The organism is Mycobacterium sp. SP-6446 (assembly GCF_001954045.1).
GTDB lineage: Bacteria > Actinomycetota > Actinomycetes > Mycobacteriales > Mycobacteriaceae > Mycobacterium.
Genome location: NZ_MBEM01000111.1, coordinates 1 through 22,283, shown reverse-complemented (window position 1 = coordinate 22,283; position 22,283 = coordinate 1). Strand labels below are relative to the sequence as shown.

Annotated in this window: 23 protein-coding genes; 16 read left to right on the top strand and 7 right to left on the bottom strand. The window is 69.6% G+C overall.

Annotation, left to right across the window (positions count from 1 at the left end; all coding sequences use genetic code 11):
* Positions 1-49: 49 nt before the first annotated feature.
* The gene (locus A5736_RS09555; RefSeq protein WP_076245822.1) at positions 50-2,176 is read right to left on the bottom strand and encodes an acyltransferase family protein; all 2,127 of its coding nucleotides are present in this window, start codon (positions 2,174-2,176) and stop codon (positions 50-52) included.
* A gap of 45 nt (positions 2,177-2,221) precedes the next feature.
* Positions 2,222-3,097: an esterase family protein gene (locus A5736_RS09550; protein ID WP_083667279.1), complete on the bottom strand. Its 876-nt coding sequence runs from the start codon at positions 3,095-3,097 to the stop codon at positions 2,222-2,224.
* A 237-nt stretch (positions 3,098-3,334) separates the two neighbouring features.
* Between A5736_RS09550 and A5736_RS09545 the strand changes: the two genes are divergently transcribed.
* The 4 genes from A5736_RS09545 (at position 3,335) to A5736_RS09530 (ending at position 8,732) form a co-directional block, all read left to right on the top strand.
* Positions 3,335-4,480, top strand: coding sequence for an LLM class flavin-dependent oxidoreductase (locus tag A5736_RS09545; RefSeq protein ID WP_076245821.1), 1,146 nt, complete (start codon positions 3,335-3,337; stop codon positions 4,478-4,480).
* A 2-nt stretch (positions 4,481-4,482) separates the two neighbouring features.
* Positions 4,483-5,823, top strand: a complete 1,341-nt coding sequence (locus A5736_RS09540; protein WP_076245820.1) for an MFS transporter — start codon at positions 4,483-4,485, stop codon at positions 5,821-5,823.
* 130 nt (positions 5,824-5,953) lie between these two features.
* Positions 5,954-7,318 carry an HNH endonuclease signature motif containing protein gene (locus A5736_RS09535; protein ID WP_076245818.1) on the top strand — a complete coding sequence of 455 codons (1,365 nt, stop codon included), beginning with the start codon at positions 5,954-5,956 and terminating at the stop codon, positions 7,316-7,318.
* A gap of 55 nt (positions 7,319-7,373) precedes the next feature.
* The gene (locus tag A5736_RS09530; RefSeq protein ID WP_076245816.1) at positions 7,374-8,732 is read left to right on the top strand and encodes an amino acid permease; all 1,359 of its coding nucleotides are present in this window, start codon (positions 7,374-7,376) and stop codon (positions 8,730-8,732) included.
* Between the two features lie 27 nt (positions 8,733-8,759).
* On the opposite strand, the gene A5736_RS09525 is transcribed toward A5736_RS09530, so the two are convergent.
* Complete coding sequence (locus A5736_RS09525) at positions 8,760-9,155, bottom strand: nitroreductase family deazaflavin-dependent oxidoreductase (RefSeq protein WP_076245865.1); 396 nt, start codon at positions 9,153-9,155, stop codon at positions 8,760-8,762.
* 32 nt (positions 9,156-9,187) lie between these two features.
* Positions 9,188-10,063 (bottom strand): hypothetical protein, encoded by an 876-nt coding sequence (locus A5736_RS09520; protein ID WP_371328370.1) that lies wholly within the window; start codon positions 10,061-10,063, stop codon positions 9,188-9,190.
* A 73-nt stretch (positions 10,064-10,136) separates the two neighbouring features.
* Here A5736_RS09520 and hemL point away from each other — a divergent pair, with 73 nt between their 5' ends.
* From hemL to A5736_RS09485, 7 genes are all read left to right on the top strand, one after another.
* Positions 10,137-11,471: a glutamate-1-semialdehyde 2,1-aminomutase gene (gene hemL, locus A5736_RS09515; RefSeq protein ID WP_076245814.1), complete on the top strand. Its 1,335-nt coding sequence runs from the start codon at positions 10,137-10,139 to the stop codon at positions 11,469-11,471.
* Complete coding sequence (locus A5736_RS09510; RefSeq protein WP_076123520.1) at positions 11,471-12,079, top strand: histidine phosphatase family protein; 609 nt, start codon at positions 11,471-11,473, stop codon at positions 12,077-12,079. The genes hemL and A5736_RS09510 overlap by 1 nt, the downstream gene beginning before the upstream one ends.
* Before the next feature lie 17 nt (positions 12,080-12,096).
* The gene (locus A5736_RS09505) at positions 12,097-12,681 is read left to right on the top strand and encodes a TlpA disulfide reductase family protein (RefSeq protein ID WP_076245859.1); all 585 of its coding nucleotides are present in this window, start codon (positions 12,097-12,099) and stop codon (positions 12,679-12,681) included.
* Entirely contained in the window at positions 12,678-13,466 is a 789-nt protein-coding gene (locus A5736_RS09500; protein WP_076245812.1) for a cytochrome c biogenesis CcdA family protein, read from the top strand. The genes A5736_RS09505 and A5736_RS09500 overlap by 4 nt, the downstream gene beginning before the upstream one ends.
* A 47-nt stretch (positions 13,467-13,513) precedes the next feature.
* A complete protein-coding gene (locus tag A5736_RS09495; RefSeq protein ID WP_076245861.1) occupies positions 13,514-15,076 on the top strand; it encodes a cytochrome c biogenesis protein ResB in 1,563 nt (520 codons plus the stop codon).
* Entirely contained in the window at positions 15,073-16,062 is a 990-nt protein-coding gene (gene ccsB / locus A5736_RS09490; RefSeq protein WP_076245810.1) for a c-type cytochrome biogenesis protein CcsB, read from the top strand. The genes A5736_RS09495 and ccsB overlap by 4 nt, the downstream gene beginning before the upstream one ends.
* Positions 16,063-16,156: 94 nt before the next feature.
* Positions 16,157-17,395, top strand: coding sequence for a MinD/ParA family protein (locus A5736_RS09485; RefSeq protein ID WP_233147998.1), 1,239 nt, complete (start codon positions 16,157-16,159; stop codon positions 17,393-17,395).
* A gap of 32 nt (positions 17,396-17,427) precedes the next feature.
* On the opposite strand, the gene A5736_RS25910 is transcribed toward A5736_RS09485, so the two are convergent.
* Entirely contained in the window at positions 17,428-17,589 is a 162-nt protein-coding gene (locus tag A5736_RS25910) for a hypothetical protein (RefSeq protein ID WP_139329607.1), read from the bottom strand.
* Between the two features lie 46 nt (positions 17,590-17,635).
* Here A5736_RS25910 and A5736_RS09480 point away from each other — a divergent pair, with 46 nt between their 5' ends.
* Positions 17,636-17,971, top strand: coding sequence for a DUF4229 domain-containing protein (locus tag A5736_RS09480; RefSeq protein WP_076245808.1), 336 nt, complete (start codon positions 17,636-17,638; stop codon positions 17,969-17,971).
* An 8-nt stretch (positions 17,972-17,979) separates the two neighbouring features.
* Here the strand turns inward: A5736_RS09480 and A5736_RS09475 are convergent, their stop codons facing one another.
* Positions 17,980-18,987 (bottom strand): beta-ketoacyl-ACP synthase III, encoded by a 1,008-nt coding sequence (locus tag A5736_RS09475; protein WP_076245806.1) that lies wholly within the window; start codon positions 18,985-18,987, stop codon positions 17,980-17,982.
* Between the two features lie 121 nt (positions 18,988-19,108).
* On the opposite strand from A5736_RS09475, the gene A5736_RS09470 reads away from it, so the two are divergent.
* Together A5736_RS09470 and A5736_RS09465 are read left to right on the top strand one after the other, a co-directional pair.
* Positions 19,109-19,339, top strand: a complete 231-nt coding sequence (locus A5736_RS09470) for a helix-turn-helix domain-containing protein (RefSeq protein ID WP_076123526.1) — start codon at positions 19,109-19,111, stop codon at positions 19,337-19,339.
* Positions 19,340-19,342: 3 nt separating this feature from the next.
* A complete protein-coding gene (locus tag A5736_RS09465; protein ID WP_076123527.1) occupies positions 19,343-19,909 on the top strand; it encodes a Clp protease N-terminal domain-containing protein in 567 nt (188 codons plus the stop codon).
* Between the two features lie 71 nt (positions 19,910-19,980).
* Here the strand turns inward: A5736_RS09465 and A5736_RS09460 are convergent, their stop codons facing one another.
* On the bottom strand, positions 19,981-20,859 hold the full coding sequence (locus tag A5736_RS09460; RefSeq protein ID WP_076245805.1) for a 1,4-dihydroxy-2-naphthoate polyprenyltransferase: 879 nt from the start codon (positions 20,857-20,859) through the stop codon (positions 19,981-19,983).
* Between the two features lie 34 nt (positions 20,860-20,893).
* On the opposite strand from A5736_RS09460, the gene A5736_RS09455 reads away from it, so the two are divergent.
* Complete coding sequence (locus A5736_RS09455) at positions 20,894-21,670, top strand: S-methyl-5'-thioadenosine phosphorylase (RefSeq protein ID WP_240563058.1); 777 nt, start codon at positions 20,894-20,896, stop codon at positions 21,668-21,670.
* Positions 21,667-22,283, top strand: a 617-nt coding sequence (locus A5736_RS09450; RefSeq protein WP_139333218.1) for an NAD(P)-dependent oxidoreductase, incomplete at its 3' end; no start/stop codon positions are given. The genes A5736_RS09455 and A5736_RS09450, both read left to right, overlap by 4 nt.

Below are 22,283 nucleotides of genomic sequence, written 5' to 3'. Positions count from 1 at the left end.
ACCCTTCACTAATACGACGTTCGACTGCGATGAGAAGTTCATTGGCGGCTCATCCATTGGCCACCGCCCGGTCGGCCAGCGCGCCCATCAAAGGTGTCAACAGCTGCGCGTACTCGGTCGTCACGTGGTTGTCGTCGCGGAACACCAACGTGTTGCCGACGATCATCGGGCAGCGGGCCGGGGTGCAGAACAGGTCGCTCAGATCGGCGTAATGGCCACCGGCGCCGGTCGTAGCCTTTTGCTCGGCGGCGATGCCGTCGCCGTTGACCGCGACCAAACGCGGTGGCGCGCACGCGCTGGCGTCGTCGAGATGCGCGGACAGGCAGGCGGGCGCCGAGGAACGCGGGTCCGCGACCGGCCCCAGGACCAGGACGGTCGAGCCGGCGTTGCGCAACTGGTTGACGGTGCGGCCCAACGTGTCGACCCAACCCGCGTCATACGACGTGAAACCGAAGTCCGCGCCGTAGCGCCGGCTCATGCTCAGCACCACCAGGCGCGGGCGTTCGGCCTGCAACCGTGCCATGATCTCGCCGCGCCACTGCTCGCACTCGGTGTACTCGCGGCCCAGATATGGGCTGACGATGCGCAGATCCTGCAGCGGGCAGGTCACCTTGGCGAGCGTCTCGAGCCGCCAGTGCCGTTGCTCGGCGACCTGTTGGAACGCCGGGTACCACATGGCGGCGTGCGAATCCCCGACCAGCGCCACCGTCGTCGGCGCGGCCGCGTCGCCGCCCGCGCACTCGGCTTGCCCGACGTCACGCCAGGATCGCGTGCAGCCATTGACGAACACCGCCGCCTTGTCGGCCGGGGCGTCGGCAAGCGACGGGTCCAGGTTGGACGGGACGGCGCGCAGGTCCGCGGACGCGGCGACCGCGTCGCGCGCCTGCGCGAAGGCCTGGCGCACCGCGGCTTCCTGCGGGCTGACGTCGGGCGCCGGCGCCGGGGGCAGCGCGACGATGTTCGCTTTCGGGGCGGCCGTGCCGTGACCCACCGGCACCGGGATGACGTTCAGTAGCAGCAGGCACGCGCACGCCGTGACGGCGCTGGCGCCGCCCGCCACCAGAAGGCTCTTCCTCGCCGATCGGCGCAGGGCGGCCGCGAACCGGCCGGGATTTTCGACCAGGTGCAGGCTGATCACGGCAAGCCCGGCCGAGACTACGGTCGCGCTCAGCCGGGCCGGCAATCCCGCGGGCATGCCCAGCAGCGGCGGCATCAGCAGCAGCACCGGCCAGTGCCACAGGTACCACGAGTACGAAATCCGGCCGATCGCCCGCATCGCCGGCCGGCACAGCACGCGGCCGGCCCCCAGGCTGCCGGTGACGCAGCCGCCGCCGATCACCAGCGCGGTGCCCAGGACGGGCAGCAGCGCCGCGGTGCCCGGGTACGGGGTATGTGGGCCCAGTTGGGTGCAGGTCAGCACGATCATGGCCAGGCCGCCGCATCCGACGATCGTCGCGGGCAGCAGCGGCAGCCGGCGCCATTGCCCGACCGTCAATGCCACCAGCCCGCCGACGGCCAGCTCCCAGGCTCGGGTGGGCAGCGAGAAGAACGCCCACGCGGGTGACGTCCGGGTCCACAGCACGGCCGCCGCCAGCGACGCCGCGGCCACCACCGCGAGCACCAGCCCGTAGGGCGTGGCTTCAGAGGCGCGGCGGCGCAACAGTGGTGCCCGCCGGACGAGCCACGCGGTGCCGATGAGCAGCATCGGCCACACCAGGTAGAACTGCTCCTCGACGCCCAGTGACCAGTAGTGCTCGAACGGCGAGGGCGGCAGGTTCGAAGCCAGGTAGTCGGTGCCCTGCCGGGCGAACCGGTAGTTGCCGACGTAGAGGGCGCTCGCGACGCCGTCGACGAAGACGCTTCGCGCCTGCAACGGTGGCAATACGATGGCCGCGCCGATGGCGGTGGCGATGCCGGCGGTGGCCGCGGCGGGCAGCAGCCGGCGCGCTCGCGCACCGTAGAAGCGGCCGAGCCGGATGGTGTTCTCGGTGGTCACCTCGCGCCACAGGATCCCGGTGATGAGGAACCCGGAGATGACGAAGAAAACGTCCACGCCGATGTAGCCGCCGGTGACACCGGGTACCTCGGCGTGGTACAGCACGACGGCAATCACCGCGACGGCGCGCAGACCCTCGATGTCCGGGCGAAATCCGGTCCGCTTCACCGCCCGCTCCACTTGGCGGGGTGGGGGTGAGTTCCGCGGGGTCGTCATCGGTCTCGGCTAGGTCGCCATCCAGGCTAGTTCGCCGGGCAATTGCGCGCGCCAGTAGTCCATGTCGTGCCCCCCGTCCGAAAAGCCGCCCGCGGGAGGCTTTTTCAGCTGGTTGACGAATTGACGAGTGGCGAAGTAGAAGCGGTCGCCGGTGCCGCAGTCGACGCGCAGCGGGATCTGCGACAGCGCCGGCAGCCCCACCACGTTGTTTTGCACCCAGTCGTCGTAACTGTCGAACGCCCCGGGAGCGCTTCCGGTGTACGAGGTGTACAGCGCGGGGCTGATCGCGCAGATCCCGGCGGTCCGCGACGGTCCCAGCTTGGCGCCCAGGTGCAGCGCGCCGTAGCCGCCCATCGACCAGCCCATGAAGCCCACCCGGGAGGTGTCGAAACCCATCGAGGACAGCATCGGCAGCAGCTCGTCGAGCACCATCGCGCCGGCGTCGGTGCCGTCGGCCCTGCGGTGCCAATAGCTGTTGCTGCCGCCGTCGACACCCACCACGGCGAACGGCGGCTTGCCCTCCTTGACCAATTGCGCGAGCGCTTTCTCGGCCCCGCAGTCCAGCACCATGTTCGCGTTGCCGTCCTTGCCGTGCAGGGCGATCACCGGGCGCAGGGATCCGGTTTGGGAGTTCTGGCCGGGTGGCAGGGCGATCACCCAATTCGTCTTGACGCCGCCGCGGGCCGCGGAGATGAACGAGCCGGTGAGCTTGTTCGACAGGGTGCTGCCCGCCGCCGACGGCTCGAACGGCGCGGGAGCTTGCGGCAACATCGCGGCTTGCGGCTCGAGCGGATCCAGCAGGGCGCTCAAAGCCCACACTCCGGCGGCTCCCGCGCTGGCTCCGACGCCCATTCGCAAGATGGCGCGACGGGTCAGGTGAGGCATGGTCGCAATGATGCCGCGCTGAGCGGGTATTACCGGCCGAGCCACGCCGTATTGGAAGCATTGTGTGATCTCGTGTGATCACTCGGACACGAAGCGGTTACCTTCCCCGCCGACTTTGTGCCGACTTGCGCCACCGCCACTTGCGATCTCGGCGGTTTCAACCCTCGCATAGCCCGCCGAGGTTTTACACGATGAAGCTTTCGTGCATGGGCCGACGGCTGACCGAAAGAGGATTGAATGAGCCTGGCATTTCACTGGTTTCTGCCGACCTACGGCGATTCCCGAAATCTGGTCGCGGGCGGGCACGGCACCGCGATGCACGGCGACAGGCCTGCGACGCTGCGTTACCTGCACCAGATTTGCGCGGCCGCCGAGGACAACGGCTTCGAGGCGGTGCTCACGCCCACCGGATTGTGGTGTGAGGACGCGTGGTTGACGACGGCGACGTTGATCGAGGGCACCGACACGCTGAAGTTCCTGGTGGCGTTCCGTCCCGGGCTGCTCAGCCCGACCCTGGCCGCGCAGATGTCCGGGACCTTCCAGCGGCACTCGGATGGACGGCTGCTGCTCAACGTCGTCACCGGTGGCGAACCGCACGAGCAGCGCGCGTACGGGGATTTCCTGGACAAGCAGTCGCGGTATGCCCGCACCGCCGAGTTCCTGCATGTGGTGCGCCAGCTGTGGACCTCGACCGAGCCGGTGAGCTTCGCCGGCGACCACATCCGCGTCGAGGGCGCGCAGCTGAACAACCCACCCAACCCGATACCCGCGGTGTTCTTCGGCGGATCGTCGGGATCCGCCGGGCCGGTGGCGGCCAAGTACTCCGACATCTATCTCACCTGGGGTGAGCCGCCCGCGGCGGTCGCGCAGAAGCTGGACTGGATTCGGGCGCTGGCCGTCGATGCCGGCCGGGTTCTGCGATACGGCTTGCGAATTCACGTGATCAGCCGTCCCACCTCCGAGGAAGCGTGGGCGGAGGCCGACCGGCTGTTGGCGGCCGTCGACCCGGCGGACGTCGAACGGGTGCAGGCAAGCCTGGCGCGCAGCGAATCCGAGGGTCAGCGCCGGATGCTGGACTTGCACGGCGGCAGCACCAACCGGCTGTTAGTCGGGCCCAACCTGTGGGCCGGGGTGGGGCTGGTCCGCGGCGGAGCGGGCACCGCCCTGGTCGGGTCGCACGCCGAGGTCGCCGAGCGGCTGGCCGAGTACGCGCAGCTGGGCATCAGCCACTTCATCCTGTCGGGCTATCCGCACCTGGAAGAGGCCTACTGGTTCGGCGAGGGCGTGCTGCCGCTGCTGGAGCGGATGGGCCTGTGGAAGCATCCCAGCCGACAGTCACGGCCGGCCGCGACGACGCCGTTCGCGATCGCATCGGCGCACTAGCGATGGCAACCACGTTGCCCGACGCGGGGATCGCCGCGCCGATAAGTCACGACGAATCCGACGTCCAGCGACGACGGCGGCTGCGCATTGTCATCGCGGCAAGCCTGCTGGGCACCACCGTCGAGTGGTACGACTTCTTCCTCTACGCCACCGCGGCCGGCCTGGTCTTCAACAAGGTCTTCTTTCCCGACGCCAGCTCCCTGGTCGGCACCCTGCTGGCGTTCGCGACGTTCGCCGTCGGGTTCGTCATGCGCCCGATCGGCGGGCTGGTGTTCGGCCACATCGGCGACCGGATCGGACGCAAGCGCAGCCTGGCGTTGACGATGCTGATCATGGGCGGCGCGACGGCGTTGATCGGGGCGCTGCCCACCGCGGCGCAGATCGGTGCCTGGGCACCGATCCTGCTGTTGGTGCTGCGCATCCTGCAGGGCTTCGCGCTCGGCGGCGAGTGGGCCGGCGCGGTGCTGCTGGCCGTCGAACACAGCCCGGGACACCGGCGCGGTCGCTTCGGCGCGGTTCCCCAGGTCGGCCTGGCGCTCGGATTGGCTTTGGGCACAGGCATATTCGCGTACCTGCAGATCGTGTTGGGTTCGGCACGGTTCCTCGCCTACGGCTGGCGGATCGGGTTCCTGCTGAGCATCGTGCTGGTCGCCATCGGCATCGTGGTCCGGTTGCGCGTCGAGGAAACCCCGGCTTTCCGCGAGCTGGCCGAGGCCGAGGCCGCATCCAGCGTGCCGATCCGCGAGATCGTCCGCGAACCGCGGTCTCGGCGCAACACCGTGCTCGGGTTGTTGTCCCGCTGGGCGGAGGGTTCGGCATTTAACACCTGGGGTGTGTTCGCGATCAGCTACGCCACCGGCGTGTTGGGGTTGCACCGCGTGTCGGTCCTGGTGGTGGTGACCATCGCGGCCCTGCTGATGGCGGTGTTGCTACCCGTATCGGGGGTTCTGACCGACCGCTACGGCGCGCGGCGGGTGTATCTCGCCGGCGTGATCTGCTACGGCCTGGCGGCCTTTCCCGCGTTCGCCTTGTTCGGAACCAAGAACCTGCTCTGGTTCGGGCTGGCGATGGTCGTGGTGTTCGGTGTGGTGCACGCGCTGCTCTACGGCGCGCAGGGCACGCTGTACTCCGCGCTGTATCCGACGCGCACCCGCTACACCGGTTTGTCGTTCGTCTACCAGGTGTCCGGCATCTACGCCTCCGGGGTCACCCCGATGATCCTCACCGCGCTGATCGCGGCGGCCGGTGGCAAGCCGTGGCTGGCATGCGGGTATCTCGTTGCGACGGCGGCGATCAGCGTGGTCGCCACGGCGCTGATCCGCGAGCGCGACTTGCATTTCTGAACGCGCCTCGCGCCGCGCGGGTTTCGCGGTGGCGGACAGGCTCCTAGTTTGTTGTAATCCCTTGTGTCACTTTGGTTTCAGTGGTCCCAGGACGGCGGTTCTTGTCAGTGGCTGTTCATAGCATGCCGGTATGGGTTCGAGCACGCGTGAGGAGATCGTCGAGGTGTTCGACGCGCTTGATGCCGACCTGGATCGCTTGTGCGAGTTATCCTTTGACGCGTTCACCAGCCCGGAGGTGTTGCGCGCCGTCGAGCGTCTGGAGCGGGTGGTGCGGCGGCTGCGGGCCCCGCAGCACACGCTGATCAACCAAGTCGGCGCCCAAGCCGGTGCCGAAGAATTGGGCGGTGCGCTGCGTTCGGTGCTGGCAGACCGGCTGCGCATCACGAAGGCCGAGGCGGCGCGGCGCATTGCCGAAGCCGCAGACCTCGGGCCGCGGCGGGCGTTGACCGGGGAGCCGTTGGCGCCGCGATTGAGTGCGACCGCGAGCGCCCAGCGGGCGGGGCTGATCGGCGACGGGCACGTGCGGGTGATCCGCGACTTCTTCGCCCACTTGCCCGCCGAGGTGGACGTGTGCACCCGCGAGGCCGCGGACGCCGATCTGGCGGAGCAGGCCAGCCACTATCGCCCCGATGAGTTGGCCCGATACGCCCAGCGGATCATGGATTGGCTTAACCCCGACGGGGAGTTCAGCGACGCCGAACGCGCCCGCAAGCGGGGCATCAGTTTGGGCAGGCAGGAATTCGACGGCATGTCACGCCTGAGCGGCATGGTGACACCGGAGTTGCGGGCGGCCATCGAGGCCATGCTGGCCAAGCTGGCCGCTCCCGGGGCCTGCAACCCCGAGGACGAAATCCCTGTCGTCGACCAGGAACCCGACGAGGATGCGGTGCGCCGCGACAGCCGGTCCCAAGCCCAACGCAACCATGACGCCTTGCTGGCCGCGCTGCGCGCCCTGTTCGCCTCGGGCGTGCTGGGCCAGCACAATGGGTTGCCGGTGTCCATCGTGGTGACGGCCACGCTGCAGGATCTGGAGGCCGCCGCGGGCAAGGCACTCACCGGTGGGGGAACCCTGGTGCCGATGTCGGATGTGATCCGCTGGGCCGGCCACGCCCATCACTACTTGGCGCTCTTCGATAACGCCAAACCGCTGGCGCTTTACCACGCCAAGCGGTCGGCCTCACCGGCGCAGCGAATCATGTTGTACGCCAGGGATCGTGGGTGCACGAGGCCGGGCTGCGACGCCCCGGCCTACCACAGCCAGGTGCACCACGTCCGCGGCTGGGCCAGAACGCGTCGCACCGACATCGATGACCTCACCTTGGCCTGCGGACCCGATAACCGGCTCGTCGAAAAGGGCTGGACCACCCGCACCAACGCCAGGGGCCACACCGAATGGATACCGCCGGCACACCTCGATCGCGGCCAACCCCGAACCAACGTATTTCATCACCCCGAACGATTCCTCCGCGGCCAAGACGACGACGAACCCCATTGACGCGCCGCCGGCCGGCCCGATTGCCGCCCTGCCCACCGATGTGCTGTGGTTAACCATGGCCAGCACAACGCAACTGCGCCAAGGGTTGTCGCAACGGCAGCTCAGCATGATCGCGCTCGGCGGGGTGATCGGCGCCGGGCTGTTCGTCGGGTCGGGCGTGGTGATCCGCGATACGGGGCCCGCCGCGTTCCTGACGTACGCGTTGTGCGGTCTGCTGATCGTTCTGGTGATGCGCATGCTGGGGGAGATGGCCGCCGCGAACCCGTCGACCGGATCGTTCGCCGACTACGCGGGGCGGGCGCTGGGCGGCTGGGCGGGTTTTTCGGTCGCCTGGCTGTATTGGTACTTCTGGGTGATCGTCGTCGGCTTCGAGGCGGTCGCCGGCGGGAAGGTGCTGGGCTACTGGTTTCACGCGCCGCTGTGGCTGTTGTCGCTGTGCCTGATGCTGCTGATGACGGCGACGAACTTGTTTTCGGTGACGTCCTTCGGCGAATTCGAATTCTGGTTCGCCGGAATCAAAGTCGCGACGATCGCGGTGTTCCTCGTCGTCGGCACTGTGTTCGCGCTGGGATTCCTCCCCGGCCACCACGCCGACTTCTCCAACCTCACGTCGCGCGGCGGATTCTTCCCGAAGGGCGTGGGCGCGGTCTTCGCAGCCATCGTGGTGGTGATCTTCTCGATGGTCGGCGCCGAGATCGTCACCGTCGCGGCCGCCGAAAGCCGCGATCCCGAGCTCGCCGTCCAGCGGGCGACGCGATCGGTCGTCGCGCGCATCGCGGTCTTCTTCGTCGGCTCGGTCTTTCTTCTTGTCGTGATCCTGCCGTGGAATTCGGTCGAGGTGGGCGCCTCGCCGTATGTCGCCGCGCTCAAACGCATGGGTCTGCCCGCCGCGGGTCAGGTGATGAACGCGGTGGTGCTCACCGCCGTGCTGTCGTGCCTGAACTCGGGCCTCTACACGGCGTCGCGCATGTTGTTCGTCCTCGCCGACCGGCATGAGGCTCCGGCTCGACTGGTCAGGCTGAGCCGGCGTGGCGTCCCGCACCTCGCCATCCTGTTTTCGTCGGCCGTCGGATTCGGCTGCGTCGTGATGGCGTGGCTGGCGCCCGGCACGGTGTTTCTGTTCCTGCTCAACTCGTCGGGCGCCGTCATCTTGTTCGTCTACTGGCTGATCGCGCTGTCACAGATCATCCTGCGCCGCCGGACACCGCCGGAAAAGCTGCGGGTGAAGATGTGGCTCTTCCCGTTGCTATCGGTTTTCACCCTCGCCGGGATCACCGCGGTGCTGGTGCAGATGGCGTTCGACCGCTCGGCGCGCAGTCAGCTCTGGCTGTCGCTGCTGTCGTGGGCGGTGGTCATCGGCCTGTACATCGCCGCCCGGGCCCGCGGCCGAATCGCCGCGCGCGCAGGGGAGTAGCTCAGTCAGTCCCGTCAGTCGGTCCCGTCAGTCAGTCTTCGTGAGCAGCACCGCCTGCTCGAACGGCAGCCTGGCGAAAGCGGCCCGCCATGCGCCCTCCACGTGCGGGGCCGCCTCGGCCTTGCTGACGATTCGCGGGTCGGTGATGCCGAAAGTCTTGGCATTGCGGCGCATCCGGCCGCCTCCGGCCGCGTCGAGGTTCTTCAGCCAGTCGCGATCCGGGCCGTAGGTCAGCACGATCGCTACCCCGGGCTTGCCGTCGACGCTGGTGTAGAACGCATTCACCGGTGTGCGGTAAGGCTTTCCGGAGCGCCGTCCGACATGCTCGACGATCGCGAACGGCGGCAGCCAGCCGGCCCACATCCGCTGAATGGGGTTGGTTACGTGACGGTTGAAGCGGGCGAGCCGCTGTGGCAATTGCATGCCACCATCCAACTCGCCCCCGACGGCCGACTTCAACCCGTGCGGCGCGGCGCGGGCACCAGCGTGCGCGCCAGCCGAGCCGGCCGCGACGGCGGCGGATGCCACGGCTGCCGGTCGTCCGCGGGCCACGCGTAGCACGGCGTCCCGTCGGCCAGCAGCCGCCGCAGCCCCGGAATGGCGAGGGCGCCGGCGGACCAGTCGTAGAGGGGCTCGACGCGGGGCTGGATGACACCGACGTCGAGCAGATGCGCCACTCCGTGTTCGGCCCGCAGGTAGGGAGCCAGGTCGTCGCCGAGCGGGTAGCGGTCGGGCAGCACCCGGGACAGCGACAGGAAGATGCCGGTCATGCCCAATCGCGGATCCCCGAGGGGCCGACCCGCGAACGCCAGCCAGCCGAGCGCGAGCCGGGGCGCGGCGACCAGCGCGTGGGCGTAGAGGACGCGCATCAGCACCAGGTTGATGAAGAAGCGTTCGACGCGGGACTCGCGCGACGCGAGATCCCGGTGGTCGAGGTAGGCGCTGACGACGCTGATGTTGTGTGCCCGGTACCAGCGCCGCGCGGACGGGCGCCGGATGAACTCGAGTGTTGCGGCGACCGCGGGGGAGCTGGGATCGCCGGCATGCCCGAACGCCAGGGCGCGGGCTTCCCAGCCGTCGCACAGCAGGCGTTCGTTCATCGCGCGCCACCAGGGGCTGCCCGGGGCGGACCCGTCGGGCGGGTTGAGCAGCCCGCGTCGCAGCTGCCAGCCCATAAAGGCCGAGGCCGCCAGCCGATACGGCAGGTGGCCCCGGTCCACCCGCCGCGGGACTTCGTAGAGCTCGCGCATCAGCGCCAGCCGCGCATCCGGGTCGTCGCGGACCGCGGCAACCCTGCCACGGGCGATCTCGACGGCCGTCTCCCGAGTCACCAGTCGATTGTGGCGGAGCCAACTCTTACACCCTGTAGTTGATCGGCGCGCGGAGGCTGGAACACTGGTTGCCATGGGCAGCACTGACCAGGCCGCCCCTCAGACTGGAGGGGCTGTGAGGACCTCGGCGGCTCTGTTCGACGATGCGTGCGCGGTCATTCCCGGCGGGGTGAACTCGCCGGTGCGCGCGTTCACGGCGGTGGGCGGCACGCCGCGCTTCATCACCGAGGCGCGCGGATGCTGGCTCGCCGACGCCGACGGCAACCGCTACGTGGACCTGGTGTGCTCGTGGGGTCCGATGATCCTGGGCCACGCCCACCCGGCCGTCGTCGACGCCGTCGCCAAGGCCGCCGCCAACGGACTGTCCTTCGGGGCGCCGACTCCGGCCGAGACCCAGCTGGCCGCCGAAATCATCGGCCGGGTGACGCCGGTCGAGCGGATCCGGCTGGTGAACTCCGGCACCGAAGCCACCATGAGCGCGGTCCGCCTGGCCCGCGGCTTCACCGGCAGGGCCAAGATCGTCAAGTTCTCCGGCTGCTACCACGGGCACGTCGACGCGTTGCTCGCCGACGCTGGCTCCGGGGTGGCGACGCTGGGCCTGCCGTCCTCGCCCGGGGTCACCGGCGCCGCCGCGGCCGACACAATCGTGTTGCCCTACAACGACATTGACGTTGTGCGCGACACGTTAGCCAGGCACGGCGACCAGATCGCGGCGGTGATCACCGAGGCCAGCCCCGGCAACATGGGGGTCGTGCCGCCCGCGCCGGGCTACAACGCGGCGCTGCGCGCGATCACCGCCCAGCACGATGCGTTGCTGATCGTCGACGAGGTGATGACGGGCTTTCGGGTCAGCCGAAGTGGTTGGTACGGAATCGATCCCGTGGACGCCGACCTGTTCACGTTCGGCAAGGTGATGAGCGGCGGGCTGCCGGCCGCCGCGTTCGGCGGGCGGGCCGAGGTGATGGAGCGGCTGGCGCCGCTGGGACCGGTGTATCAGGCCGGCACGCTGTCGGGCAACCCGGTGGCGATGGCCGCCGGGCTGGCCACGCTGCGCACCGCCGACGCCGCGGTCTACGCCACTCTGGACGCCAACGCCGACCGACTGGCCGGCCTGCTTTCCGAGGCGTTGACGGAAGCCGGTGTGCCGCACCAGATTCCGCGGGCCGGCAGCATGCTCAGCGTGTTCTTCTCCGATACCCCGGTGACCGATTTCGCGTCCGCCCGCGCCAGCCAGACCTGGCGGTTTCCGCCGTTCTTCCACGCCCTGCTGGACGCCGGCGTCTACCCGCCGTGCAGTGCCTTCGAGGCGTGGTTCGTCTCGGCGGCTCTGGACGACGCCGCGTTCGACCGGATCGCCGCCGCGCTGCCGACCGCCGCCCAAGCGGCCGCCCGGAAGGACGGACCCTGATGGCAGAGCAGACCCGCGTCAATGTGGTGCGGCACGGCGAGGTGTACAACCCCAGCGGGGTCCTCTATGGCCGGCTGCCCGGATTTCACCTGTCCGACACGGGCCGGGCGCAGGCGCAGGCGGTCGCCGACGCGCTGGCCGACCGCGACGTCGTCGCGGTGATCTCCTCCCCATTGCAGCGGGCCCAGGAAACGGCCGCGCCCATCGCCGCGAAGCACAACCTGCCCGTCGACACCGACCCCGACCTGATCGAATCGGCCAACTTCTTCGAAGGACGGCGCGTCGGCCCCGGCGACGGCGCCTGGCGCGACCCGCGGTTTTGGTGGCAGCTGCGCAACCCGTTCACCCCGTCCTGGGGCGAGCCGTACACCGAGATCGCGGCCCGGATGACAACCGCGGTGGACAAGGCGCGGGCCCGCGGCGCCGGCCACGAGGTGGTGTGCGTCAGCCATCAACTCCCCGTGTGGACGCTGCGGCTGCACCTGACCGGCAGGCGGCTCTGGCACGACCCGCGCCGGCGGGAATGCGGGCTGGCCTCGGTGACCACGCTGGTCTACGACGGCGACCGTCTGGTCGACGTCGAATACTTCCAGCCGGAGAGCTCTTGAGCGTGCGGTGGCTGGCGATGGCCGGGGCGGTGGTGGCTGGCTTGGTCGCCATGCTGCTGGCCGGCTGCTCGGGCCGCGACGCGGTAGCCCAGGGCGGCACCTTCGAATTCGTGTCGCCGGGCGGTAAGACCGACATCTTCTACGACCCGCCCGCAAGCCGCGGCCGCCCGGGCCCGCTGACCGGGCCGGACCTCGCGGATCCGGCGCACACGATCTCGCTGGCCGACCAAACCTTCGCCGGCAACGTCGTCGTCGTCAACGTCTGGGGGCAGTGGTGCGGGCCGTGCCGGGCCGAGGTCGATCAACTGCAGCGGGTGTACGACGCCACCCGCGGCTCCGGGGTGTCCTTCCTCGGCATCGACGCGCGCGACAACAATCGCCAAGCCGCCCTGGACTTCGTCGACGACCGGCACGTGACCTACCCGTCGATCTACGACCCGGCGATGCGTACCTTGATCGCCTTCGGGGGCAAGTACCCCACCACCGTCATCCCGTCCACTGTGGTGCTGGACCGCCAACACCGGGTCGCGGCGGTGTTCCTGCGTGAGCTGCTGGCCGACGACCTGCGGCCGGTGGTCCAGCGCGTGGCGCAGGAACGATGAACGGGTTCACCCAGATCGCCGCCGCCGGGCCGCTGCTGGTGGCGCTGGGGGTGTGCCTGCTGGCGGGGCTGGTGTCGTTCGCCTCGCCGTGCGTGGTCCCGCTGGTGCCGGGCTACCTGTCGTACCTGGCCGCCCTGGTGGGCGAGGCCGGGGTGGACGAACAGCCTGGGCCCGGCGGCGTCAAAGCCCCGCCGGCCGCCCGGTGGCGGGTCGCCGGGTCGGCGGCCCTGTTCGTGGCCGGGTTCACCGCCGTCTTCGTGCTCGGCACCGTCGCGGTCCTCGGCATGACCACCACGCTGATCACCAATCAGCTTGCGCTGCAACGGGTTGGGGGCGTGCTGACCATCGTCATGGGGCTGGTGTTCGTCGGCCTCGTCCCGGTGCTGCAGCGCGAGGCCCGGTTCAGCCCGCGCCGGTTCACGACGGTGGCCGGAGCGCCGGTGCTGGGCGCGGTGTTCGCGCTCGGCTGGACGCCGTGCCTCGGGCCGACGCTGACCGGCGTGATCACCGTCGCCTCGGCCACCGAGGGTGCGAACGTGGCGCGCGGCATCGCGTTGGTGATCGCCTACTGCCTGGGACTGGGGATTCCGTTCGTCTTGTTGGCGTTCGGCTCGGCGGGGGCGGTGGCCGGCCTGGGCTGGCTGCGCCGGCACACCCGGGCCATCCAGATCTTCGGCGGCGCGCTGCTGATCGCGGTCGGCGCCTTACTGGTCACCGGGGTGTGGAACGACTTCGTCTCCTGGCTGCGCGACGCGTTCGTCTCCGACGTGAGGCTGCCGATTTGAGGCAACTCCTCGCCTGGACACGCAACACCTGGCGCGCGCTGACGTCGATGGGCACCGCGCTGGTGCTGCTGTGCCTGCTCGCGCTCGGCGCGATACCCGGTGCGCTGCTGCCGCAACGAAACCTCAACGCGGGCAAGGTCGACGAGTACCTGGCCACCCACAAGGTGATCGGTCCGTGGCTCGATCGGCTGCAGGCCTTCAACGTGTTCTCCAGCTTCTGGTTCACCGCCATCTACGTGTTGCTGTTCGTGTCGCTGGTCGGCTGCCTCACCCCCCGGACGATCGAGCACGCCCGCAGCCTGCGCGCCACCCCCGTCGCGGCCCCACGCAACCTGGCCCGGCTGCCCAAGCACGCCGAAACCCGGATCGTCGCCGGGCCCGCGGAGCTGAACAGGCTGGCGAACACCGTCGCCCGCCGGCTGCGCGGCTGGCGCACGGCCATCCGGCATGAAGGCGAAGTCGTCGAGGTGTCGGCCGAGAAGGGGTATCTGCGCGAATTCGGCAACCTGGTCTTCCACTTCTCGCTGCTGGGCCTGCTGGTCGCGGTGGCCGTCGGCAAGCTGTTCGGCTACGAGGGCAACGTGATCGTCATCGCCGACGGCGGCCCCGGCTTCTGCTCGGCGTCGCCCGCGGCGTTCGACTCTTTCCGCGCCGGCAACACCGTCGACGGCACGTCGCTGCACCCAATGTGCATCCGGGTCAACGACTTTCAGGCGCACTACCTGCAGTCGGGGCAGGCCACCTCGTTCGCCGCCGACATCGACTATCAGGCCGGCCGCGACCTGGCGGCCAACAGCTGGCGGCCCTACCGCCTGGAGGTCAACCACCCGCTGCGCGTCGGCGGTGACCGGGTGTACCTGCAGGGCCACGGCTACGCGCCCACCTTCACGGTCACCTTCCCGGACGGGCAGACGCGCACGTCGACCGTGCAATGGCGACCCGACAACCCGCTGACCCTGCTCTCGTCGGGCGTGGTGCGCATCGACCCGCCCGCCGGCAGCTACCCCAATCCAGCCGAGCGCCGCCAACACGAGATCGCGATCCAGGGCCTGCTGGCGCCGACCGAGCAGCTGGACGGCACGCTGCTGTCGTCGCGGTTCCCGGCGCTGAACGCCCCCGCCGTCGCCGTCGACATCTACCGCGGCGACACCGGCCTGGACACCGGCCGGCCCCAATCGCTGTTCACCCTCGACCCGCGGCTCATCCAGCAGGGCCGCCTGACCAAGGAAGTCAGAGTCAACCTGCGCGCCGGGCAAGAGGTCAGGATCGACCACGGCCCGGCGGCGGGCACCGTCGTCCGATTCGACGGCGCCGTGCCATTCGTGAACCTGCAGGTCTCCCACGACCCAGGCCAGAGATGGGTGCTGGTTTTCGCCATCTCGATGATGGCCGGGCTGTTGGTGTCGCTGCTGGTGCGCCGGCGCCGGGTCTGGGTCAGGCTCACTGAGGCCGGCGACGACGCGGCCGGTACCGTGAACGTCGAATTGGGCGGGCTGGCGCGCACCGACAACTCCGGGTGGGGCGACGAGTTCGAGCGATTGACCCAGCGGTTGCTTGACGGACTGGGCGAGCCAGCGTCCAGAAGGAGTTCTCAGGTGGACGTCACATGAACACGCTGCACGTCAACGTCGGCCTGGCGCGCTACTCCGACTGGGCGTTCACCTCGGCGGTGGTGGCCCTGGTCGTCGCGTTGCTGCTGCTGGCCGTCGAGCTGGCCTACCGAGCCGACCGAGCCGGCGGCCGCCGCGCGGACCACCGCGCGCAGGTGTTGGCCGGTTCGGTCGCCGCAGACAGCGCGAGCCCCGGCATCGTGGACGACGCCCCGCAACGGCCCTTCGACGAACGCGTCGGGCGGGCCGGGCTAGCGGTGCTCTATCTCGGCATCGGACTCCTGCTGGCCTGCATCGTGCTGCGTGGCCTGGCCACCGTGCGGGTGCCGTGGGGCAACATGTACGAGTTCATCAACCTGACCTGCTTCTGCGGGCTGGTGGCCGGCGCCGTGGTGCTGCGCCGCCCGCAGTACCGCCCCCTGTGGGTTTTCCTGCTGCTGCCGGTGCTGATCCTGCTGACCGTTTCCGGGCGCTGGCTCTACACCAACGCCGCCCCGGTGATGCCGGCGCTGCAGTCCTACTGGCTGCCCATCCACGTGTCGGTGGTCAGCCTCGGTTCCGGGGTGTTCCTGGTCGCCGGCATCGCCAGCATCCTGTTTCTGCTGCGGACCTCGCGGCTGGGTGACCCCGACGCCGAAGGCACGCTGGCACGCGTGGTGCGGCGATTCCCCGACGCCCAGACCCTGGACCGCATCGCGTATCGCACAACGATCTTCGCGTTCCCGGTGTTCGGTTTCGGGGTCATCTTCGGCGCGATCTGGGCCGAACAAGCCTGGGGCAGGTATTGGGGCTGGGACCCCAAGGAGACGGTCTCCTTCGTCGCGTGGGTGGTCTACGCGGCGTATCTGCACGCGCGGTCGACCGCGGGCTGGCGGGACAGAAAGGCGGCGTGGATCAACGTGGTGGGCTTCGTCGCCATGGTCTTCAATTTGTTCTTCGTTAACCTGGTGACCGTGGGCCTGCATTCTTATGCCGGGGTGGGCTGACAGCTAGCGACCGACCCAAATAAAACTGCAGCAAGGGGGATTGCACGTGTCCGACCAGCCAGGCGTGGGGGCGCCCGAACATCCGACCACCGAGTTGCGGTCCCCGGACTCGTCCGCGCAGCCGGCCGGCGAATCGTCGGCGGATTCCGGTGAAGCGCCGACCCGGGCGTTCGCCGGGTTCCGCACCGAGCGGCGGGTGCCTGCGCCCGAGCGGCAGGAGACGGCTCCGCCCACGGCGGCGGCCCCGGCGGGCATGCCGCCCTGGGATCCCACGCCCGTCACCGGTATTCCGCGCGTCGACCCGACCGCCTTTGGTGCCTACTACAACGGCGCGCCCGATGCGCCTCCCTTGACAGGCCAAGAAACCCCTTACCGCCCGGAGCATGTCCCGCACACGCCCTATCCGGAACTGTCCACCGGCATGCTGCTGCGGCCCGTCAAACCGCCGCCGTCGGAGGGCTGGCGCCGGCTGCTGTATGTGCTGTCCGGTCAGCTGATCAACCTGGGGGAGAGCCCGCGGGCCGCCCGCTATAACAACCTGGTGGCGCAGGTCAACCGGCCGTTGCGCGGTTCCTATCGGGTGGCGCTGCTGTCGCTGAAGGGCGGGGTGGGCAAAACCACGATCACGGCGACGCTGGGGTCTATCTTCGCCTCGATCCGCGGCGATCGGGTGGTGGCTGTGGACGCCAACCCCGACCACGGCACGCTGAGCCAGAAGATCCCGCTGGAGACGTCGGCCACGGTGCGCCAGCTGCTGCACGACGCCGGAACCATCGAGCGCTACAGCGACGTCCGCCGGTACACGTCGAAGGGTCCCAGCGGGCTGGAAATCGTTGCGTCGGACAGCGACCCGTCGATCTCCGATGCGTTCAGCGCCGACGACTACACCCGCACCCTGGACATCCTGGATCGGTTCTACGGCCTGGTGCTCACCGACTGCGGGCCCGGCCTATTGCATTCCGTGATGTCGTCGGTGCTGGACAAGGCTGACCTGCTGATCGTCGTCAGTTCGGGATCCATCGACGGCGCGCGCACCGCCTCGGCGACCCTGGACTGGCTGGACGCCCACGGTCACGAGGAGAAGGTGCGCAATTCGATCGCGGTCATCAACGCGGTGCGGTCACGCACCGGCAAGGTCGACATGAACAAGGTGGTCGACCACTTCTCCCGGCGCTGCCGCGCGGTGCGGCTGATACCGTTTGACCCCCATCTGGAAGAGGGCGCGGAGATCGCTCTGGATCAGTTGCGGCGCCCCACCCGCGAAGCGCTGACCGAGTTGGCGGCCGTGGTGGCCGATGGCTTCCCCGGCGAGCGCAACCCGGGCGTCGCCTAGGGAGGGTGCTACAGAGGGTTCGACAGAGGGTGCTACAGAGGGTTGTTGTCGTCGTTTCCCAAGCGCCGCAAGAACTCTGGGTCGTCATCGGGTCCGATGACGCGGCTCTTCGGGCGGTGGGTCTGGGACCGCGCCGCGCGCCAGCCAATGTAGATCAGTGTCCCCAAAACCAGGACGAGCAGCAGGTAGAGCACTCAACACCTCCTTTGAGCGAATATACCCGCGCCGTAGGCTCGCACTGTGTCAGAAGAGCCTAGGCCCGGTGCGGGCGAGCGCACCGGAAATCACGTCGTCGTCGACGTCCTGGTTTACGCGGCCGCGCGGCTGCTGTTGGTGGTCGCGGTCGCGGCTGCGATCTATGCAATCGCTCGTCTGCTCGGGGTCACCCAGTTCCCCGTCGTCGTTGCGGCGTTGTTCGCGTTGATCATCGCGATGCCGTTGGGCATCTGGCTGTTCGCCCCGCTGCGCCGGCGCGCCACCGCCGCGCTGGCGGTCGCGGGCGAACGCCGCCGCCGCGAGCGAGAACAGCTGCAGGCCCGGCTGCGCGGTGAGGCGGACGCCGACCACGACGAGTGAGCCCGCGGTTAGCCCTTGGGCATCACGACGACCTGCGCGGCATAGCACAGGCCCGCGCCGTAGCCGATCAGCAGCGCGAGGTCGCCGGCCTTGGCCGCCCCGGTCTCCAGGAGTTCGGCCATCGCCAACGGGATGGACGCCGCGGACGTGTTCCCGGTGTGCTCGATGTCGTTGGCGATCACCGCGTCCGGGCGCAAGTCCAGGTTCTTGGCGAGGACTTCGTTGATTCGGCTGTTGGCTTGGTGCGGGATGAACACGTCGATCTCGTCGGGTCGGATTCCCGCCGCGTCCATCGCCTGTCGGCCGACCTTGCCCATCTCGAATGCGGCCCAGCGGAACACCGCGCTGCCCTCGAGCCGCAGGAAGGGGCGCGGGCCGGTCGGTTCGTCCATGTAGTCGATCCAGTCGATGTCCTGGCGGATGGCCTTGACCTGTTCACCGTCGCTGCCCGAGATGGTCGGTCCGATGCCTTGGACGGGCGTCTCGCCCACCACGACCCCGGCCGCGCCGTCGGCGAAGATGAAGCAGTTGCTGCGGTCCTGCATGTCGATCGTCGGCGACAGCTTCTCCGAACCGATGACCAGCATCTTGGCGGCGCTGCCACCCCGAATCATGTCGGCCGCAACGCCGATCGCGTAGCCGAAGCCTGCGCACCCCGCCCCGATGTCGAATGCGGGCACACCGGCAGCGCCCAGGCCTGTCGCGACCTCCGGGGCACAGGGCGGGGTCTGCAGGAAATGGGTGCTGGTCGCGACGATCACGCCGTCGATGTCGCTGGGCGCCAGTCCGGCGTTGGCAATCGCCAGCCGGCCCGCCTCGATCGCCATGGACGCGGCGGATTCGTCCCGGGCGGCGAATCGGCGCGTCTTGATTCCCGTTCGCGATTGGATCCACTCGTCGGAGGAGTCGATGTTGCGGCACAGCTCGTCGTTGGTGACGACGCGCTCGGGCCGGTATGCCCCGACGCTGAGCAAGCCGATGCTCTTGGGCCCACTGGTCGTGGTGATCTGGTTCATGGGAGTCCTCGATCCAACGCCGGTCCTTCATTGTTATCGGATCGCTGGAATCGATGAGCGCCGGGATCGGTTTTGTCAAGCTTTATTGACGTCTGCGCTGTGTCAAGTTACATTGACGTCTATGACGGAACTGTCCGACCTGCCCGACCTGGGGCCGGCCGCCGATGCGGCGAGTAACGCCGACCCCGCGATAGGCCTGCGCGCGGTGCGCGCGCTGCAGCGTTTGCAGGAGCGCCTCGAGGCGATCCACGTCGCCAACGCCCGCGAGCGGGGCTGGAGCTGGCAGGCCATCGCCGAGGCGCTCGGGGTGAGCCGGCAGGCCGTGCACCAGAAGTACAACCGGAGGAGATGACGCATGTTCGAGCGCTTCACCCGTCAAGCCCGGGTCGCCGTCGTGCTCGCCCAGGAGGAGGCCCGTGAGCTGCGGACCCGCGAAATCACCCCGCAGCACCTGCTGCTCGGCGTCCTGCAGGCCGCGGGCAGCGATCTGTCCGGGGTGCTGAGCGGCTACGGCCTGACCGCCGACGGCGTTCGCGCCCGGTTGCTCGAGGCCGCCCCCAGCACCGACGATTCCTTCGACGAGGATGCCGAGGCACTGCGGGCCATCGGCATCGACCTGGGCGCGGTGCGCGACAGCGTGGCGCGCACGTTCGGCGCCGACGCGTTCGACAACGCGCTACCCCGCTCGGGCCGGCGGCGCCGCCGTCGCGGGCACATCCCCTTCAGCCGCGCCGCGAAGAAATGCGTCGAGCTGGCCGTGCGAGAAGCGTTGCACCACAAGGACAACGAGATCGCTTGCGCGCATCTCCTACTGGGCATCATGCGCAGCGGCGACAAGCCGGCCGTCGGCCTGATCACCGAGCACGTCTACACCGCGCAGCTGCGCGCCGCCATCCTGGAGCTGCTCGACAAGGCCGCCTAGGCCCGCTCGCTTCGCATCGAGTGTGCATCCACGGCGGCGACACGCCGACGCGCGGCGCCCTGGGCGCACACTCAAAGCCCTGATTGCACAGCCAACGACGCCGCCACCGCGATCGCCCACACGATCATCGCCAGCCCGGTGTCGCGCAGCACCGGGATCAGCGCGGGCCCGCCGCGGCCGGATCGGACCGGCCGCGCGGCGCGCAGGGCCAGCGGCGTGGCCACCAATCCCGTTGCGCACCACGGTGTCGCGAGCATCAGCACCAGGGTCATAACCCCGGCGATCGCCAGCAATGCCTGATACAGAACCCGGGTGCGGGCATCGCCCAGCCGTACCGGCAGGGTGATCTTGCCGGACTGCGCATCGGTCGGAATGTCCCGCAGGTTGTTCGCCACCAACACCGACGACGACAGCGCCCCGATCGACACCGCCAGCACCAGTCCCACCCAGTCCACCCGCAACGCCTGGGTGTACTGCGTGCCGAGCACGGCGACCAGGCCGAAGAACACGAACACCGCGACCTCGCCAAAACCGGAGTACCCGTAGGGTTTTGACCCCCCGGTGTACAGCCACGCCCCGGCGATGCAGGCGGCGCCCACCACGATCAGCCACGGCGAGCTCACCAGCGCCAGCGCCAAGCCGGCCGCCGCGCCGACCGTCAGGCCCGTCACCGCCGCCGTCAGCACCGACCGCGGGCTGGCCAGCCGCGAGCCGACCAGCCGCACCGGGCCGGCCCGCTCGTCGTCGGTGCCGCGGATGCCGTCGGAGTAGTCGTTGGCGTAGTTGACGCCGATGATCAGCGCGACCGCGACGGTCAGCGCCAGCAGCGCCTTCCACCACACCGCCGAGTGCAGCCACGCCGCCGCGCCGGTGCCCGCGACCACCGGTGCCACCGCGTTGGGCAGCGTTCGCGGCCGAGCCCCCGAGATCCACTGCGCGAAACTGGCCACCAGGGCATCCTGCCCTATGCACCACAATGGTCGGATGCTCGGAGTGATCGGCGGCAGCGGCTTCTACACGTTCTTCGAGTCCGGCGTCCGCGACATCGACGTGGACACCCCGTACGGCGAGCCCAGCGCCCCGGTCACGGTCGGCGCGGTCGCGGGACACGAGGTCGCATTCCTGCCACGCCACGGCGCCAAGCACGAATACTCGGCGCACACCGTCCCCTACCGGGCCAACATGTGGGCGCTGCGCAAGCTCGGGGTGCGGCGGGTCTTCGCGCCATGCGCGGTCGGCAGCCTGAACCCCGACTACGGGCCCGGCAGCGTGGTGGTGCCCGACCAGCTGGTGGACCGCACCACCGGTCGCCCCGACACCTACTTCGACTCCGGCGCCGTCCATGTCGACTTCGCCGACCCGTATTGCCCGACGTTGCGCTCGGCGGTCACCGGCCTGCCCGGTGTGGTCGACGGCGGGACCATGGTGGTGATCCAGGGGCCGCGATTTTCCACCCGGGCGGAAAGCCGATGGTTCGCCTCGGCCGGCTTCGGCCTGGTCAACATGACCGGATATCCGGAGGCGGTGCTGGCTCGGGAACTCGAAATGTGCTATGCGGCAATCGCTTTGGTGACCGATCTGGATGCCGGTGTCACGGCCGGCGAAGGCGTGAAGGCCACCGATGTGTTCGACCAGTTCGAAAAGAACATGGGGCCGTTCAAGAAGCTGGTGGCCTCGGCGATCGGCAATGTCGACGCCGAACGCGGTTGCACGCACTGCCTGGCGCACACCGGGGTGACGTTGCCGGTGGAGCTGCCGTGAGGGTGTTGCTCACCGGGGCGGCTGGGTTCATCGGATCGCGGGTCGACGCTGCGCTGCGCGCGGCCGGCCACGAAGTGATCGCCGTCGACGCGCTGCTGCCCGCCGCCCATGGGCCGAACCCGCTGTTACCGCCGGGATGCCGAAGGGTCGACGTCCGCGATGCCGACGCTCTGGCCCCGCTCCTGCGCGGTGTCGACCTGGTCTGCCACCAGGCCGCGATGGTGGGCGCGGGCGTGGATGCCGCCGACGCGCCCGCCTACGGCGGTCACAACGACTTCGCCACCACCGTGCTGCTGGCGCAGATGTTCGCCGCGGGCGTGCGGCGTCTGGTGCTGGCCTCTTCGATGGTGGTCTACGGGCAGGGCCGCTATCACTGCCCCGAACACGGGCCCGTCGACCCGCTGCCGCGGCGGCGCGCGGACCTGGACGCCGGGATCTTCGAGCACCGCTGCCCGGTCGGCGGCGAGGAGCTGGGGTGGCGGCTGGTCGACGAGGACACCGCGCTGCGACCGCGCAGCCTGTACGCGGCCAGCAAGACCGCGCAGGAGCATTACGCGCTGGCATGGTCGGAGTCGACGGGCGGCTCGGTCGTGGCATTGCGCTACCACAACGT

Bases quoted from the DNA above. Each gene is read 5' to 3' on its own strand.
- A5736_RS09455 (WP_240563058.1), top strand. From the start codon at position 20,894: ATGCTCGGAGTGATCGGCGGCAGCGGCTTCTACACGTTCTTCGAGTCC.
- A5736_RS09545 (WP_076245821.1), top strand. From the start codon at position 3,335: ATGAGCCTGGCATTTCACTGGTTTCTGCCGACCTACGGCGATTCCCGA.
- A5736_RS09470 (WP_076123526.1), top strand. From the start codon at position 19,109: ATGACGGAACTGTCCGACCTGCCCGACCTGGGGCCGGCCGCCGATGCG.
- A5736_RS09475 (WP_076245806.1), bottom strand. From the start codon at position 18,987: ATGAACCAGATCACCACGACCAGTGGGCCCAAGAGCATCGGCTTGCTC.
- A5736_RS09465 (WP_076123527.1), top strand. From the start codon at position 19,343: ATGTTCGAGCGCTTCACCCGTCAAGCCCGGGTCGCCGTCGTGCTCGCC.
- A5736_RS09540 (WP_076245820.1), top strand. From the start codon at position 4,483: ATGGCAACCACGTTGCCCGACGCGGGGATCGCCGCGCCGATAAGTCAC.
- A5736_RS09535 (WP_076245818.1), top strand. From the start codon at position 5,954: ATGGGTTCGAGCACGCGTGAGGAGATCGTCGAGGTGTTCGACGCGCTT.
- A5736_RS09530 (WP_076245816.1), top strand. From the start codon at position 7,374: ATGGCCAGCACAACGCAACTGCGCCAAGGGTTGTCGCAACGGCAGCTC.
- A5736_RS09505 (WP_076245859.1), top strand. From the start codon at position 12,097: ATGGCCGGGGCGGTGGTGGCTGGCTTGGTCGCCATGCTGCTGGCCGGC.
- ccsB (WP_076245810.1), top strand. From the start codon at position 15,073: ATGAACACGCTGCACGTCAACGTCGGCCTGGCGCGCTACTCCGACTGG.
- A5736_RS09495 (WP_076245861.1), top strand. From the start codon at position 13,514: ATGGGCACCGCGCTGGTGCTGCTGTGCCTGCTCGCGCTCGGCGCGATA.
- A5736_RS09510 (WP_076123520.1), top strand. From the start codon at position 11,471: ATGGCAGAGCAGACCCGCGTCAATGTGGTGCGGCACGGCGAGGTGTAC.
- A5736_RS09525 (WP_076245865.1), bottom strand. From the start codon at position 9,155: ATGCAATTGCCACAGCGGCTCGCCCGCTTCAACCGTCACGTAACCAAC.
- A5736_RS09550 (WP_083667279.1), bottom strand. From the start codon at position 3,097: ATGCCTCACCTGACCCGTCGCGCCATCTTGCGAATGGGCGTCGGAGCC.
- hemL (WP_076245814.1), top strand. From the start codon at position 10,137: ATGGGCAGCACTGACCAGGCCGCCCCTCAGACTGGAGGGGCTGTGAGG.
- A5736_RS09500 (WP_076245812.1), top strand. From the start codon at position 12,678: ATGAACGGGTTCACCCAGATCGCCGCCGCCGGGCCGCTGCTGGTGGCG.